This window comes from Pseudomonas sp. WT-JTC (genome assembly GCF_056711565.1).
Map to the genome: position 1 here is coordinate 5,925,705 of NZ_CM160042.1, position 16,261 is coordinate 5,941,965.

Here is a 16,261-nt window from a genome sequence, read left to right on the forward strand (position 1 = left end):
CAGAAGCCTGTGCACGTCAGTGAACCGTGACCTGGCCAAGGGCTGGCTTTTGTTCCATCGCCTGATGCTGCGGCGCATACACTTGGGTGAATCGCACCGGCGGCAAGTTGAACTGCCCCTTCTGCGAGAATCGCACCAGATGCCGCAGACGCAATTCGCCACTCAAGGCGTCGACCGGAACGGCATAAGCCATTTGCCCCGGTTCGAACCGCGCCTTCTCCAGCGCTGTCGGCTCGGTGCCGGCCTTGCCCATGAGCTTGATGCCCCAGGTCGTGCGCTCGACATCCGCGCCCGGTGGCAACGGCACTTCCAGCAGGCCGTAGCGCAGCGGTCTGGTGGCTTTGCTGGTGACGATCACTTCGTCGAGATAAAGGTTATCGCTGGACAGCGGCGCGTTGCCGACCGCCTCGAGCTTGAAGGTGAAGGCTTCATCCCCCGGTACCAGACGCGACAGGCGACGGGTGATGGTCACGGCCATCGGATCGACCACAGGCTGCTGGCTCCGGTAGCTCAATGCTGCACGCAGCGGACGCTCTTGCGCGCCGGTCAGTGACAACACGTTCGGCAACTGTGCGCCTTGCCAAACCCAATAGGTCTCGCCGGTAGCGCCCTGTTCCGGCTTCCAGCCCTCGCCCGGTTTCAAAGCAACGGCCGGCGCGGCCTGCTCGATGCTGTGTTGTAGCCAGGTCAACGCCAACGCACGTTCCAGCGTGGATTGCTGCGGCAGCAAACGCTGCAGCAATGCCTGAACGTGAGCCTGATCGAAGGGTTGCAGCGACAGGTTCAGCGCTTCGGCAAACGGCTGGGAACTGACTGCCAGACGCTGTTGTGCGTCGGCCAGTTGCCGCTTGAAAGCGTCCGGCAGATTGACCTTCGACTGCTTGGCCAACGAGGCGGTCAAGACGCGTGCTGCGGCCAGGCCCAGCGCCGAATCCGGATCGCTCATGACGAGGCTGTCTTCGCCGTCCTCCAGCAGGTTGGCGGCATTACCCTCGCCGGCCTTCGCCAGATCGTCCATCAAACCGCTGAGCAAGGTGTTCACCGGCAATTGCATCTGTTTGGCAAACGACAGAATCAGCGCCCGCTGCAACAGCGGCGTGTTGTTCGCCTGTTTGGCGTAGACCTCCAGCACCCGCTGCCAATGCTCCGGCGGCAGGCTCAGTTCCAGCACCTGACTGGCGTGCCAGTCGGCGTAATAGGCGTAGGCGGTGAGGAACGCATCTGGCTCGCCGTCCATGCCCCACCAGGTGAAGCATGCCGAAGGGCCGGCCATTTGTATCAGGCGCAGGCGACTGTTTTGCATGATCAGGCGCAAGCGATCGCGGATCTGCGGATTCGTCGCCAGCGTCGGGTAGGCGATGCTCAACGGCAACAGGCGACTGGCCGTCTGCTCGACGCCCTCGTAGGGGTAGCTCAACAGGTCGTCGAGGGCAGAACGGAACAATGCTTGCGGACTGTCATCCAGACGCAGGCGAACATCACTGGCGTCTGCCGGCAACGTCAGCGGCGTATCGCCCCCGCCCACTTCGAGACTCTGCGATTGCGTCACTTGCCAGCCTTCACCGGTCGCGGTCAGGCGCACCGCCAGGGCATCAGCGGTTTTGCCGTCCTGCACCAGCTCGGCGCTCCACTCGCCATTCGCCAGCTCAAAGGCCGGCAACGGGATGTAGTTGATGCCGCTGTTCAAGGTCAATGGCACGCGCTGCTCGTTGCCGGCGTAATGCGTCACCAGTTCGGCCTTGACCGGTTTCTCGGTCTGGCTGAAAGCAAATACGCCAAGGTCCGGTTTGTCGCCGGCGCGGAATCGGCTCGGCCCGCTCCACTTCAGGTACAGCGGTTTTTCCGAGCGGACGAATTGCTTCTTCTGCCCGACCTGACCGTCATCGGCGATGGCCCTGGCGGTGATGCGCCAGCGGGTCAGGGAGTCGGGCATCTTGAAGGTGAAGCGGGTTTTGCCGTTGGCATCGGTCAGCAATTCAGGCTGCCACGCAGCCGTGTCGACGTCCTCGCGACGCGGCCGCTCCAGCACCTTCACGCCGCGCTCGCTGCGATTGGCCTTGCCCGGTGCACCGGGGCTGCCCGGCAAGGCGACGTCATAACTGATGAACGACAGACTGGCGCTGGTGCGCACGTTGTTACGCCGTGGGTGATAGAAGAACTGGTCGATGCTCGGCGCGACTTCAGGTTGCAGGGCGTAGACCATTTCATCGACGACGCTGACCGTCAGGTGCGCGGGCATCGGCTTGCCGGCGAACCGGGTGGTCAGGTCCACCGAGACGGTTTCACCCGGCTGGTAGGTTTCCTTATCAGTGGCGATGGCCACGTCGATCTGTGGCGTGATCACCTTGATGCCGGCGTTCTGGAAACTGTACTGGCCGCCCTTGGTGTACAGCACCGAGAAGGTCAGGTTCGGTGCGAAACCGTCCTTCACCGGGATGCGCGCGCGGTATTGGGTATCGCTGAGTTTTTCCATCTTCAGCCAGTCGCCGCCCCTGGACAGCAACGCGGTCGCCTCGACCTTGTCGCGCTCCAGTGACAGCAAGGCATCGCTGACCGGTTCCGGGAAAGTGATCAACGCCAGCGCTTCATCGCCGGCCTGGTACTCGGGTTTGTCGAGGACGATTTCCACCGTGCCGGGTACGGCCTTGACACCTTCGCCGGTGACCGAATGCCCGGTGGCGCCGACCACACGACCGTGCTCATCCTTGAGCATCAGGTTGTAGGTGCCCGGCCGGTCAAAGGCCAGGGTGAAACCTTTGTCGGTTGCCGCGAGTTTGCCTTCGCCGGTGCTCTGGTCCTCCAGGCGCACCCAGCCGTAACTGCCAGGCGCAACGGCTTCGACCTGCTCGCCTTCGCGAGTATAGCTGAAGGCTACCTTGTCACCCACCGCGCTGAAGCGCCGGGGCGCACTCAAGCGGAAATTGGCCGCACCGCGATCGATGAGGATTTCCTTGGTGGTCTTGACCCGATACGCCGCGCCGTCGCTGGCAAACACCGTGAGCATGTAGCGACTCGGTTTATCGGCGGCCGGCAAATCGAGGGACGCGTTGCCCTTGGCATCGGTGGTCAATTCGGTACTGGTCAGCTCCACCGGAAATTGCCCGAGGTATTGCAGTTCGTTGTCGACCATCGACAGCTGTTGAGCGCGCAGGCTCAGGCTCAATTTCGCATTGGCCACCGGTTTTCCGTCCGGGTACAGCAACACAAGGCTACCCTTGACCGGTTCGCCAGTACGGTAATCCTGTTTGGCCAGATTGAGCGAAATCTCGAAGTGCGGCTTGATGTATTCGGCGACGCGGAAGGCGCTGCTGTAGGCCTGATCCCTGTAGTTGAAACGCAGTTCATAACCACCGGCCACGGCGTTGTCCGGCAACTGGAAACGGCCCTGGGTGCCGGCCCTGGAATCGAGCTTCAAATCGAGGGATTGCAGCGCCGTGCCAGTCGCATCGAGCACGGTCACGTTGATGTCGGCAGCGGTTGGCTGCACCGAGTCCCGCGCGTTCTTGAATTCACGTCCGACGATTTTCAGCGACACCCAATCCCCCGGCCGATACAACGGCCGGTCGGTGAAGGCATAGAGTTTGGTGTCGTAGATTTCGCTGTCGTAGTAGAAATTTTCGGAGACGAACACCCCGCCCTCTTCGTCCTCGCCGATCACGAACGAACGCTCGGGGCTGACGTGTTTCAGGCGCAGCAAGCCGTCGCTATCCGTGGCGCCGCTGCTCATCACGCCGAGGCCATCGGTCCACAACACATTGACCTTCGGCACCGAACTCCCTTCGTGTTTGCGCGCAGCCCACACCAGCAATTCGTCACCGGCAACCTTGCTCACCGCCACGGTGTTGGAGACGAACACCATGGTCGTCGCGCGGTACTTGCCGATCAGCGCTTCCACCAGATACAGACCCGGTTTGAGATTGCCCAACGGGATGTACAGGTTGCCCGGCGCGACACTGACGAACTCACTGGAAGAACCGGCCAGGTTCACCCCGGCAGGTGGCTGGATCGGCTTGGCCTGCCACAGCGGATAACGGAACTGGCTGACCACCGGCAAACCCGGTATCAGCGCGAATTGCGGCTGTGCATCGTAGGGCGTTGGCGCGGCCATCGCATTGCCCATCTTCAGTTCCGGCACTTGCTCGGTGACTTGTTTACGCGACTCGTATGAAAACGCCCTCTGCATCACCCGACGGGATTTGCGATACCAGTTGTCCCACAGGTAAGCGAGGGTGTTGGACAGACCTTCACCCTTGAACTGGCCATCACTGACCACCCGATGCAGGTTCTTCTGGCGCTTGAGGAAATCCAGCGGCTTGTCGATGCGATACACGCGAATGTCGGCGCCGCCGTAGGGTTCCATGCGAAACCGGCGATAGTCGCGACCCGGCGCTTCGAGGCGCACCATCGCCTGTTCGTCGCTGGCAAAACTGCTGTCGGCCAGCAGGAAAAAACTCTCGCCGGCCACCGGTGTATAACCGCTAGGCGCAACGGAATCATCCGCACGGACCGCCGACACGGACAAAAACAGGACTAGCAGCAACGGCAATTTCGAGCACAGGCGCAGCATGCGGGCTCCGTTCATTGGGAGAGAAAATTCAGTCGATAGATGCCGATGAAGTTGGGGTTGGCTGCGTCGGGTATCCATCGGGTGTCCTTCCATGTCATGAGTTGCTGCAGGCTTGCCGAACGCATGCCGTTGTCGGTGGGAGTGGTGGTGCCGGTGTGATAGGCGATGTAACGGCCCATCCAGATCATCAGGTGCTGGTCGTCGCCCTGATCGAAAAACATCAGGTCGCCAGGGCGCGCTTGAGCCACATCACGGCTGACCAGATGGCTGTTGAACTGGATCAATTTGATCGCATTGACGTACGGCCCGACCTTGCCGCCGCCCTGCTGCCATTGCTGGGCGAGACCGCGCTGGGCATCGCTCAACTGCAGCTCCGGCGGCAGGTAGCGATTGGACAGGCCATTGCTGCGCAGCCATTTGTCGTCATGCACTTTCAGCGCTTCGTTAGCCGCGAAGCGCACCAGCCCGGCGCAGTCTTGCTGATACCAGCGCGGGCTCGGGCCCTGGCTCAGTTGCTCCTGGGCGATGCGCACGAACCAGGCGCGAAATACCTGGGATTGCTGTGGGTCGAGCGGTGGTGTCTCGACGGCTCGGGCGCCCGCGCTCAGCAATAACGCCAGCAGGCCGAGACTGCGGATCAATGCCGTCACAGGGCTTTCCACTCCAGCGGCAGCCACTGCCAATGGCCGTCGGGCTCGCTGCCTTCGGGCAAGGTCAGGGCGTATTTGCCGTAACCGCCGAGCTTGCGCAGTTTCGGGATCAGGTAAGTTTGCGCAGCGTTGTAGAACACCGGTTCCATGTCCTGGGGCAGGCTGTCGAGGGTTTCCTGCTGCATCAGTTGCGCCATGGAGTCCGGGCCGAAATACACCGGCATCAGCAGGTCTTTGGGCACCACGTCGGCCATCGGCGGGAAGCGTTTGTCGAGGGTACCGAGGGCCTTGTCCACCAGCTTGTCGTCGAGGGAAAACAGCAACGTTGAACCGTGGCGCGCCAGGCTCACTTTCATGAACGCCTTGCCGGTGATGGCGTCGGGGTTTTCGGCCTCTTTGGCCGCATAGGGACCGAAGCTGGAGCTGACCTGGCGTTGCCACTGGCGACTCTGGCCTGCCTGTTTTTCCACCACCGGGAAGGCACCGTCTTCGACGTTGTTCTCGTAGGCACCGACCATCGAGCCGAACAGGTTGCCCAAATCCCCATCGAGTTTGCCGCTGTCGTCAGCGTTGAGGCTGGCCACCAGCAAAGGCGTGTACAACCGTGAATCGGCATACCAGCACAGGCCCGCCGCACCGGCCATGTGTTCTGTCAGCGCCTGGGCTACCTTCTCCTCGGCACCGAGTTTCACCAGCAGCGGTTTCTGTTGTTCGGCCGCCAGCGGCAACGCCACGCAAGCGCTGGCCCCCATGGGCATGGCTTGCCAGATCGGTTTGAAATCGAAGTCCAGCTGATTCTCCAGTTCATCCATGGCCAGAAAACTGTGCCAGCCCTTGTCGTCCATGTCGAAGCGCAGGCCGGCAAAGTTCGGGATAAAACGCTGGTAACCCATGGCCAGCACGCTGGCATTCACCGACAGGCGCTGTTTCACTTGCGGTTCACGAGGCGCCAGGCCGAAGGCTTCGGGAAACAGTTTTTCGCCATTGAGCAGCGCAGCAATGGCCGTGGTCGACACGCTACCCGGTTCCTCCATTGCACCGCTTTGCGGATCGTAGAGTTTCGCCGGATTGGACAGCACCACCAGTTTGTCGCCATGGGATGCGAACAGCAGCGCCTTGCTGGCGTTGTAGTTGAGTTGATAGAGCGCCACGCCTTCGATGCCGACCTTCAGGTCAGCGACTTTGCTCAGCTGCGAGTCGTCCAGCGCGACTTTGGCCAGCGGCTCCAGCACCTTGGCCAGCCCGCCGCGATCCATCACCAGCAGGAAATCCTTGAGCCGCCCATCCGCCCCGCGCCACAACGCTACGTCGGCAGGCTGATCGAACAGCTGCTCGATCAAGGTGTCCTGCAGTTTCAGGTCGTGTTCGTAGATGATCCGCCGCAGGCTGCCGATCAACCCCAGACGATCGGCGTGGGTTTCGTAATAGAAGACAAAATCTTCGGTCAGGGTTTCCTTGAGGAACGGCACTGCCAGCAGGTCCTTGGGCAATTGGCTCAAGGAATGGGTTTCCAGCAAGCCATCAGGGCGACTCATACCCAGCTTGTCACTGGCCAACGCAGGCGCCGGGGCCTTGGGCTTGTGCATGAACCACCCGATCCCACCGGCCACGACTACGACCAGGCATAACCCGATCAGCAGCGTCGGCCAATGCACAGAAGATTTGGCCGCGGGGGCGCCAGCGGCTGGGGTAACAGTGCTATCACTCATGTTCACAAAACCCGATGTTCATCCGTGGAGCGGGGATGCTTAGTAGTTGAAAGTCTTGACCAGCAGCAGGTCGCCGATTGCGCGCAGGGGCACGATGAATGTCTCGCGCTTTTCATCGACGGTGTTTTCGTTGAGCACCAGATTGATCTGCGAGGTAATCACCTCGTTCTGGTTGCTGGCCTCATCGAAGTTATAGCCGCCGCTGCCGAAGTTGCCCCAATAGTTCACGTAAACCAGATAGGTGCCATGCAGCGGTGCGGTCATGGTGAACATTTCCGGACCCGGGCCATCGACGCCGTCAGGGTCGAGGCCGCCACCATTGGTCAAGGCCGGGTGCGCCCAGAAGGCATGCTGGCCATCGGGCGTGACGATGTGCAGGTCGAGTTCGGCCTTCGGATCGTCCCAACCCAGCACCACGCGAATCTTTGCCGGCGTGCGCAGGTTGTTGGCTTCGTAAAACTGAACGCGCTTGAGGGACTGGCCTTCGGCGCTGCGGACTTCAACGCTGTTGGAACCGGCACCAAACGCATAGGGCCGGGCAAAACGCCCTTGCTCGTCGGTATAGAGATTCAGCGGATTGCCGTTGACCGCCAACGTGTGCGGCCCGCGCTGAGTGCCGATGGCCTTGAGTCGGCCCTCGATCATCGTGCGATTGCGCTGCACGCCCCGGTCGATCGGCGGCGTGGGGTAGGCGACTTGCGGGTTTTCGCTACGGTCCAACAGACCGTTGAAACGCCAGCCGCCCACCGGTTCCGATAGCTCGGCATTCGGCGCGGCCAAAATCACCGGCGCGGTTGCCAACCCGATCAGCAGCAAAAGAAATGAGCGCATGTGACGCCTCCTGCCATGCATGACGAAACCTTGCGCCTGATCCTGGGCGCATTACAGATGGGGATACTGCGTTTCGTCTGAAAGACCCGTATCTTGCCGAGTCGAATATGATGCGAAGGTTAGACGTGCAGGTGTTTTTTAACAATCGGACGCATCTGGATTTGCGGGAGGAATCACAGCGCTGGGTGGACGATGAACCGAAATGCATCTGCCACCCTGTAGGAGCGAGCTTGCTCGCGATGAACGCAAGCACACCGCGTCAAATCAGACAGTACGCGTCATCGTTAACGACCATCGCGAGCAGTCTCGCTCCTACAGGGAGTTGAGCCAAACAGCCGATCCCCTCTCATTTGCCCATAAACCCCCTATCTGCTAGTGTCGCGCCGGTTTAACGTCAACCGGAAATCGCCGCCATGGCCCGCAAAAAAGCTGCACTGGATTTCGAACAGTCCCTCGCCGACCTGCAAACGCTGGTAGAGCGTCTGGAGAATGGCGAATTGTCGCTGGAGGACTCGCTGGCCGCTTTCGAGCAAGGCATTGGCCTGACCCGCGATTGCCAGGCGGCGCTGGCCCAGGCCGAACAAAAGGTTCAGGTGCTGCTCGAGCGTGATGGCGAGTTGGCCGAGGAACCCTTCGACGCGGATCAGCCAGAATGATTGCAGCGTACTCCGCCACCAGCCAGGCCCGCGTCAACGCAGCGCTGGAAACCCTGTTCACCGCACCGAGCCCCGAGCTGGCGCGGCTGTACGAAGCCATGCGCTACAGCGTGATGAATGGCGGCAAACGCGTGCGGCCACTGCTGGCCTATGCCGCGTGCGAAGCGTTGGGCAGCAAGGCCGAGCAAGCCAACGGTGCGGCCTGTGCGGTGGAATTGATCCACGCTTATTCGCTGGTGCATGACGATTTGCCGGCGATGGACGATGACGATCTGCGCCGCGGCCAGCCGACCACCCACAAGAAATTCGATGAAGCCTGCGCGATCCTCGCCGGCGACGGCTTGCAGAGCCTGGCCTTCAGCGCCCTGCTCGACCCACGTCTGAGCGCGTCGGATGCCGAAATCCGCCTGCAAATGGTCAGCGCCCTGGCACTGGCGGCAGGCCCGGCGGGCATGGTCGGCGGTCAGGCCATCGACCTCGGTTCGGTCGGTCTGAAGCTTGATCAGAAAGCCCTCGAGTACATGCACCGGCACAAGACCGGCGCATTGATCGAGGTCAGCGTCAAACTCGGCGCCCTGGCCAGCGGCCGTGCCGAGAAAGACGAACTCAAGTCCCTGCAGGCTTATGCACAGGCCATCGGCCTGGCATTCCAGGTGCAGGACGACATTCTCGACGTCGAAAGCGATACCGAGACCCTCGGCAAACGCCAGGGCGCCGACATTGCCCGGGACAAGCCGACTTACCCGGCCCTGCTCGGTCTGGACGCCGCCAAGGCCTATGCCCTGGAACTGCGCGACCAGGCCCTGCACGCCCTGCGACCGTTTGACGCAGCCGCCGAGCCGTTGCGTGATCTGGCCCGGTATATCGTCGATCGCCGCAGCTGACGGCGAATCCGTCAAAAAAGACCAACGCGTGGGCAGGGGACGATGCATCAGGTAAACTGCCGCATCTTTTATACCTATAACGATTCGCCTGATGCCCACGACGTTTCATGAGATTCCCCGCAAGCGCCCGACCACGCCCCTGCTCGACCGCGCGAACACGCCGGACGGCCTGCGCCGGTTAGGCGAAGCCGAGCTGGAAACCCTGGCCGATGAGTTGCGCCTGGAATTGCTCTACACGGTCGGCCAGACCGGTGGGCATTTCGGTGCAGGCCTGGGCGTCATCGAGCTGACCATCGCGCTGCATTACGTGTTCGACACCCCGGACGACCGGCTGGTGTGGGACGTGGGTCATCAGGCTTATCCGCACAAGATCCTCACCGGTCGCCGCGAACGCATGGCCACCCTGCGCCAGAAGGACGGCGTCGCGGCGTTCCCGCGCCGATCCGAGAGCGAGTACGACACCTTTGGCGTCGGCCACTCCAGCACGTCGATCAGTGCCGCGCTGGGCATGGCGATTGCCGCCCGCCTGCAAAACAGTGATCGCAAGGCCATCGCGGTGATCGGCGACGGTGCGTTGACCGCGGGCATGGCGTTCGAGGCACTGAACCATGCGCCGGAAGTGGACGCCAACATGCTGGTGATCCTCAACGACAACGACATGTCGATCTCGCGCAACGTCGGTGGCCTGTCGAACTATCTGGCGAAGATCCTTTCCAGCCGCACCTACGCGAGCATGCGCGAAGGCAGCAAGAAAGTGCTGTCGCGCCTGCCCGGCGCCTGGGAAATCGCCCGTCGCACCGAGGAATATGCCAAGGGCATGCTGGTTCCCGGCACCCTGTTCGAAGAGCTGGGCTGGAACTACATCGGCCCGATCGATGGCCACGACCTGCCGACCCTGATCGCCACCTTGCGCAACATGCGCGATCTGAAAGGTCCGCAGTTCCTGCACATCGTCACCAAGAAAGGCAAAGGTTTCGCCCCGGCGGAAGTCGACCCGATCGGTTACCACGCCATCACCAAGCTCGAACCGCTGGACGCCCCGGCTGCCGCGCCGAAAAAGGCCAGTGGGCCGAAATATTCCGGTGTGTTCGGCGAATGGTTGTGCGACATGGCGGCTGCCGATCCGCGTCTGGTCGGGATTACCCCGGCGATGAAGGAAGGCTCGGATCTGGTCGCGTTCAGCGAACGCTTCCCGCTGCGTTACTTCGACGTGGCCATTGCCGAGCAGCACGCCGTCACCCTCGCGGCCGGCATGGCCTGCGAAGGCGCCAAACCCGTGGTAGCGATTTATTCGACTTTCCTGCAGCGCGGCTACGACCAGTTGGTGCATGACGTCGCCGTGCAGAACCTCGACGTACTGTTCGCCATCGACCGCGCAGGCCTGGTGGGCGAAGACGGTCCGACCCACGCCGGCAGTTTCGATCTTTCGTACTTGCGCTGCATCCCCGGCATGCTGGTGATGACCCCGAGCGATGAAAACGAGCTGCGCAAAATGCTCTCCACCGGTCACCTGTATGAAGGCCCGGCGGCCGTGCGTTATCCACGCGGTAATGGCCCGAACGCGACCATCGAGAAAGACCTCGAACCGATCGAGATCGGCAAAGGCGTAGTCCGCCGCCAGGGCAGCAAAGTCGCCCTGCTGGTGTTCGGCGTGCAACTGGCCGAAGCCCTGAAAGTCGCAGAGACGCTGGACGCGACCGTGGTCGACATGCGTTTTGTCAAACCGCTGGATGAAGCGCTGGTTCGCGAAATCGCCGGCAGCCATGAGCTACTGGTCACTGTCGAGGAAAACGCGATCATGGGCGGCGCTGGCGGCGCTGTCAGCGAATTCCTCGCCCGTGAAAACATCCTCAAGTCGGTGCTGCACCTGGGCTTGCCGGACATTTACGTCGAACACGCCAAGCCTGCGCAAATGCTGGCCGAGTGCGGGCTGGACGAGGCCGGGATCGAAGCGTCCATTCGCGAGCGCCTGCAACTGCTCAACCGCTAAATCTCTGGATGCATGCAATACCCTTGTGGGAGCGGGCTTGCTCGCGAAAGCGTCGGATCATTCAACTGAGACGTTGACTGACACTCCGCCTTCGCGAGCAAGCCCGCTCCCACATTTGATTTGTGTGCTCCACGAAACACCATCGGACTACCCATGAAGTTTTCCCGCCTCGCCCTGCCTCTGTTTCTGCTGCCCACCGTCAACGCCCTCGCCGATACCTTCGAACGCGACCAGGCCCTGAAGCTGCCGGACGTGCTGATCAGCGCCAACCGCCAGGTCGAAGCACGCAACGACAGCAGTGCCGCCAACACCGTTTTCACCCGCGAAGACATTGATCGCCTGCAGCCCGATAGCGTCACTGATCTGTTGCGTCGGGTGCCTGGCGTGCAGGTCTCGCAGACCGGCGGACGCGGCAGTCTTCCGGGGGTCTACATTCGCGGCACCCAGTCGGCCCAGAGCCTGGTGCTGGTGGATGGCCAGCGCATCGGCAGTTCGACCTCCGGCGACAGCAACCTGCAACACATCAACATCGAGCAGGTCGAGCGCGTGGAAGTGCTGCGTGGCTCCCGTTCGGTGATTTATGGCAGCGATGCGATTGGCGGGGTAATCCAGATCTTCACCCGCCGTGGCGGCGAACAGGGCCTGCAACCTCGACTGCACATTGGGTTTGGCAGCCACCAGACGTGGGAGCGCAGCCTTGGCCTGTCCGGTGGGGATGAGCGAACCCGCTTCAACCTCGGCGCCAGCCTCGACGAAACCGCCGGGATCAATCGCACCCACGAGTCATTCCCTAGCGACGGCGACCATGACGAATACCGCAACAAGTCGCTCAGCCTGAGCTTGAGCCACGCGCTCAGCGATGACATCGAGATCGGCGCCAACGTGCTGGATAACCGTGGCAAGAGCGAGTTCGACAACCCGTTCGGCCGCTTCGACATGAGTACGTTCGAGTCGGTCCAGCAACAGCCCTACAGCGAGTTCGACGTGAGCAGCGTCAGCAGCTATGTCGATGCGCGGATCAACGACCGCTGGAAAACCCGCATAGATGTCGGCCACAGTGAAAACCGCGAGAAGACCCTCGACAAACTCAGCGATGAACACACGGTGTTCAACACCTATCGCGACTCGGTGACCTGGCAGAACGACCTGACGCTCAACGAGCGCAACAGCCTGATGCTCGGCGGCGACTGGTATGAAGACCGGATCAACAGCAGCACGGCATTCGACGAAGACAGTCGCTGGAACCGTGCCGCGTTTATCCAGCATCGCTTTCAGGCGGACAGTTTTTCCACGGAGTTGGGCCTGCGTCACGACGATAACCAGCAGTTCGGCGGCCAGAATACCTGGAGTGGCACCTTCACTCTGCCGCTGACCCCGGACAACGAAGTGCTGCTGACCTACAGCGAAGGCTTCCGCGCGCCGACGTTCAACGATCTGTACTACCCCGGCTTCAGCAACCCGGACCTGAAGCCTGAAACCTCGAAAAGCTATGAGCTGCAGTGGCGCAGCCAATTGACCGAGAGCAGTCGCCTGGAGACGTCGCTGTATCGCACCGACCTTGAAGACGCGATCATCTTCGGCAGCAACTCGCGCCCCGAGAACGTTGCCTCGGCGCGAATCAACGGCTTCGAAGCCGCGCTGAAGCAGGAACTGTTCGACTGGCAGAGCAATCTCGGCGTGGCGATCATCGACCCGCGTGACCGCGACACCGGACATACCCTGGCCCGTCGTGCGCGGCGCACTTTGAGCTGGGATCTGGACCGCCAGTTCGATCGACTGGGCCTCGGCGCCAGTTGGCAAGCGGTCAGCAGCAGCTATGACGACTTGAACAATCAACAGCCGCTCGGCGGCTATGCCTTGCTGGGACTGCGCAGCAGTTGGGAACTCAGTCGTGAAATCAGGCTGGCGCTGAAGGTCGATAACCTGCTGGACAAGGGTTACAGCCGGGCGTTGTACCGCCACCAGGGTAGCCAGTTCGGGTATCGCGAGGAAGGTCGGGCGTGGATGTTCGGGGTGACGTGGACGCCTGGAATCTGACCCGTAACTTGTACTGTCTGGACTGGCCGCTTCGCGGGCAAGCCCGCTCCCACAGGTTGTAGGGGCGGGCTTGCCCGCGATTGCAGACGCCGCGATCTTAGCGGTCGGGCGCGATCAACTGGCAAAGCTTTGCAGTGGCCTCGATCATCTGCCCACTCGGCCGCTCCAACCCCTTGTCCACCACCAGGCGCAATTGTCCGTTCGCCACCGCCGCCACCTGTGGCCAGGCTTTCCACGCATCAAGCTGCGTCTGTTCGCTGGCCAGAATCACCTCGGGATTACGCTGCAACACAGCTTCCACACTGACTTGCGGTGCCGGCAGTTTCAGGTCGGCAAACACGTTCCGGGCACCGCAGACCTCCAGCGCATCGCTGATGATCTGCTCGCCGCCCACCGTATACAGCGGCCGATCCCAGACCTGATAGAACACGCGTAACGGCTTATCCCGTCGGTAGCGCTGACGCAGCTCACCCAGTCGTTGGCGCAAATCGCTGGCCAATGAAATTCCGCGTTCAGGCCGGCCGAGCTGAGCGGCAATGGCCTCGATCTGCGCGGTGAGCTGGTCCAGGCTGTGGGGTTCGGCGACGTAGGTGGGAATACTCAGGCGCTTGAGCTGGTCGCGCTGGGCGGGGCCGACGCTGCCGGGCCATAGCAGCAACAGATCGGGGTTCAGGCTGAGCAAGCGCTCCACGTCCAACTGGCCATAGCGGCCAACGGAGGGCAGGTTCTTGAGTTCGGCAGGTCGCTCACCGGCGTCCAGCACTCCGACCAGAAGGTCGGCAGAACCCAGCTCAACGACGATTTCAGAGAGCGACGGTGCCAGGCTGACAACCCGCTCGAGCGCAATGGCCGAGCTGCTGGCGGCCAGCAGCAAAACCGCCAGCCAGAGCGCGCGCATCAACCGAGTTGACGCGGAATACGGTAGAGGTAGAACAGCACCGCGGTCGACAGCGCCAGCAGCATCAGCGGCACTGCCTCAAGACCGACGAACACCGCCAGGGCAGCAATCCAGGCCGGCAGGCCGGCGGCGAGGAATGCCGTGCGCCGCTTGGCCGCCAGACTGATCCAGGCGCCAGATTCTTCAGGGGTATCGAGGGCTTTCTGAGTGGCGATCAGCGCGTGCTTGTAAGCGCCGAAAAACTTCAGGCTGACAAACATCGAGGCAACTCCGGCGATGAACAACGGCATCGCCAGCACCGGCAGGATGGCTTCGCTCTGGCCGAACAGCGCGTTGATCACCAACAGCGGCATCAAGGCCAGTGCCAGGTACTGCCACCAGCTGACGGACAGTCGCCGCCGAACCTGACCGCGGGTCACGCCCGGTCTACCTCGCCCTGATGCTCGTTGCCCATCATGTGATCGAGCTTGCTGGCCTTGGTCGCCAGGTAGAGTCGGTTATGCGGGTTGTGGCCCGTGTGCAGCGGCACGCGCTCGGCGACCACGATACCCATGTCGGTCAAGGCTTTGACCTTGCGCGGGTTGTTGGTCATCAGGCGCAATGACTTCACGCCCAGGTGCTCCAGCATCGGCAGGCACATGGCATAGTCACGCTGGTCAGCGGCAAAGCCCAGACGCTCGTTGGCTTCGACGGTATCGGCGCCACCGTCCTGCAGCTCATAGGCGCGGATCTTGTTCAGCAGGCCAATGCCACGGCCTTCCTGACGCAAGTACAGCAACACGCCACGACCTTCACGGGCAATCGCCTGCAAGGCAGCTTCCAGTTGCGAGCCGCAGTCGCAACGCTGGCTGAACAGGGCATCACCCGTCAGGCATTCGGAGTGCAACCGGCCGAGTACCGGGGCACCGTCGGCGAAATCACCCAGGCTCAGCACAACGTGCTCGCGGCCGGAGGCTTCATCGAGAAAGCCGTGCATGGTGAATTGCGCAAAAGGCGTTGGCAGCTTGGAAGCGGCGACAAAAACGACAGGCACCGGTGTGCTCCTGATCTAAAAGTCTGAAGATTCGCAGAGCCGGCATTGTAACAGCAGGTTCCGGGCGACGCTTAGGCTGAATTATCGGCGATAACTATCAAAAAGTTTGATATCCGGGCTGACACTGTCCTCTGTGGGAGCGGGCTTGCTCGCGAAGGCGTCGTATCAGTCGACATCGATTTTGTATGACACAACGCTTTCGCGAGCAAGCCCGCTCCCACAGGGACCAATCACCAAGCTCGAGATCGCGATCAATTCGAATCAAACGGATAAGGCTGTTTCCAGCGCTCGAAGATCGGTTTCAGTTCGCCGCTTTTCACCAACTGCTCCATGCGCTGGTCGAACAGGGCCATTAACGTGCGCGCCTTCGGGGTCTTGGCGAAACACAGGTACAGCGGCAATTCTGCGATATGGGTGCGCCGCAGCTGGGACGGATCCTTGGCGCGGTTGATGACATCATCGACTTCGGTCAGGGCATCGATATAGAAATCAGCGCGATTGTGGGTCAGCATCGACACGATGCCGGTACGCCGCATCACTTCGTCGAAGTGGCGCACATTGGGCAAGTAATGCTGGTAATCGTAGCCACGGACCCAGGCCAGTCGATAATTGCCCAGGGTTTCCAGGGTGGGTACCGGACCGCTGGCCAGGCCCAAGGCATAGATATGATCGGTGTCGAAGTTCCAATGAGGATAGAGCACATCCTCGGATTCATCACGGTAGGAGCCTACGCAGGCATCGACTTCGCCACGTTTGGCCAGGCCCAGCGAACGCACGTAGGGCTCGCTGCGGATGTCGACCTTGACGCCCACCGGTTCGAAGACTTGCCGTAGCACGTCCCAACCCAGTCCATGACCGTCAGCAGCGGTGTAGTCCTCCCAGTCTTCGCTGGCCAGGTGAATCACTGACGGCGGCGTAGCACCCCCTCCTCCCGCCTGGGCAAAAGAGCAAAACATCGCCAACGCCATCACCATCAAACCGCGTAAAGCCATCCCTGCTACCCCCG

General features: G+C 61.7%; 12 protein-coding genes. 4 read left to right on the plus strand and 8 right to left on the minus strand.

What is annotated here, in order from left to right:
* Positions 1-16: 16 nt before the first annotated feature.
* Genes AC06G5_RS26940 through AC06G5_RS26955 form a run of 4 tightly spaced genes read right to left on the minus strand, consistent with a single transcriptional unit; the run spans position 17 to position 7,757 of the window.
* Positions 17-4,582: an alpha-2-macroglobulin family protein gene (locus tag AC06G5_RS26940; protein WP_480458589.1), complete on the minus strand. Its 4,566-nt coding sequence runs from the start codon at positions 4,580-4,582 to the stop codon at positions 17-19.
* Positions 4,579-5,217 (minus strand): DUF1175 domain-containing protein, encoded by a 639-nt coding sequence (locus AC06G5_RS26945; protein ID WP_413703948.1) that lies wholly within the window; start codon positions 5,215-5,217, stop codon positions 4,579-4,581. Before AC06G5_RS26945 ends, AC06G5_RS26940 begins: the two co-directional genes overlap by 4 nt.
* Positions 5,214-6,926 (minus strand): DUF2138 domain-containing protein, encoded by a 1,713-nt coding sequence (locus AC06G5_RS26950; RefSeq protein WP_480458590.1) that lies wholly within the window; start codon positions 6,924-6,926, stop codon positions 5,214-5,216. Before AC06G5_RS26950 ends, AC06G5_RS26945 begins: the two co-directional genes overlap by 4 nt.
* Before the next feature lie 39 nt (positions 6,927-6,965).
* The gene (locus tag AC06G5_RS26955; RefSeq protein ID WP_413427358.1) at positions 6,966-7,757 is read right to left on the minus strand and encodes a YfaP family protein; all 792 of its coding nucleotides are present in this window, start codon (positions 7,755-7,757) and stop codon (positions 6,966-6,968) included.
* Positions 7,758-8,170: 413 nt separating this feature from the next.
* Between AC06G5_RS26955 and AC06G5_RS26960 the strand changes: the two genes are divergently transcribed.
* The 4 genes from AC06G5_RS26960 to AC06G5_RS26975 all read left to right on the plus strand — a co-directional run bounded on the left by AC06G5_RS26960 (position 8,171) and on the right by AC06G5_RS26975 (position 13,324).
* Positions 8,171-8,413, plus strand: a complete 243-nt coding sequence (locus tag AC06G5_RS26960) for an exodeoxyribonuclease VII small subunit (RefSeq protein WP_007970180.1) — start codon at positions 8,171-8,173, stop codon at positions 8,411-8,413.
* Complete coding sequence (ispA, locus tag AC06G5_RS26965; RefSeq protein ID WP_413427359.1) at positions 8,410-9,297, plus strand: (2E,6E)-farnesyl diphosphate synthase; 888 nt, start codon at positions 8,410-8,412, stop codon at positions 9,295-9,297. Before AC06G5_RS26960 ends, ispA begins: the two co-directional genes overlap by 4 nt.
* A gap of 91 nt (positions 9,298-9,388) precedes the next feature.
* Entirely contained in the window at positions 9,389-11,287 is a 1,899-nt protein-coding gene (gene dxs / locus AC06G5_RS26970) for a 1-deoxy-D-xylulose-5-phosphate synthase (RefSeq protein ID WP_413427360.1), read from the plus strand.
* Positions 11,288-11,440: 153 nt separating this feature from the next.
* Complete coding sequence (locus tag AC06G5_RS26975; protein WP_480458591.1) at positions 11,441-13,324, plus strand: TonB-dependent receptor domain-containing protein; 1,884 nt, start codon at positions 11,441-11,443, stop codon at positions 13,322-13,324.
* 97 nt (positions 13,325-13,421) lie between these two features.
* Here AC06G5_RS26975 and AC06G5_RS26980 read toward each other — a convergent pair whose 3' ends face one another.
* From AC06G5_RS26980 to AC06G5_RS26995, 4 genes are all read right to left on the minus strand, one after another.
* Complete coding sequence (locus AC06G5_RS26980) at positions 13,422-14,222, minus strand: cobalamin-binding protein (protein WP_413427362.1); 801 nt, start codon at positions 14,220-14,222, stop codon at positions 13,422-13,424.
* A complete protein-coding gene (locus tag AC06G5_RS26985) occupies positions 14,222-14,641 on the minus strand; it encodes an MFS transporter (protein WP_480458592.1) in 420 nt (139 codons plus the stop codon). Before AC06G5_RS26985 ends, AC06G5_RS26980 begins: the two co-directional genes overlap by 1 nt.
* Positions 14,638-15,255 carry a GTP cyclohydrolase II gene (gene ribA / locus AC06G5_RS26990; RefSeq protein ID WP_008018152.1) on the minus strand — a complete coding sequence of 206 codons (618 nt, stop codon included), beginning with the start codon at positions 15,253-15,255 and terminating at the stop codon, positions 14,638-14,640. Before ribA ends, AC06G5_RS26985 begins: the two co-directional genes overlap by 4 nt.
* Positions 15,256-15,506: 251 nt before the next feature.
* Positions 15,507-16,247, minus strand: a complete 741-nt coding sequence (locus AC06G5_RS26995) for a substrate-binding periplasmic protein (protein ID WP_413427364.1) — start codon at positions 16,245-16,247, stop codon at positions 15,507-15,509.
* Positions 16,248-16,261: the final 14 nt, after the last annotated feature.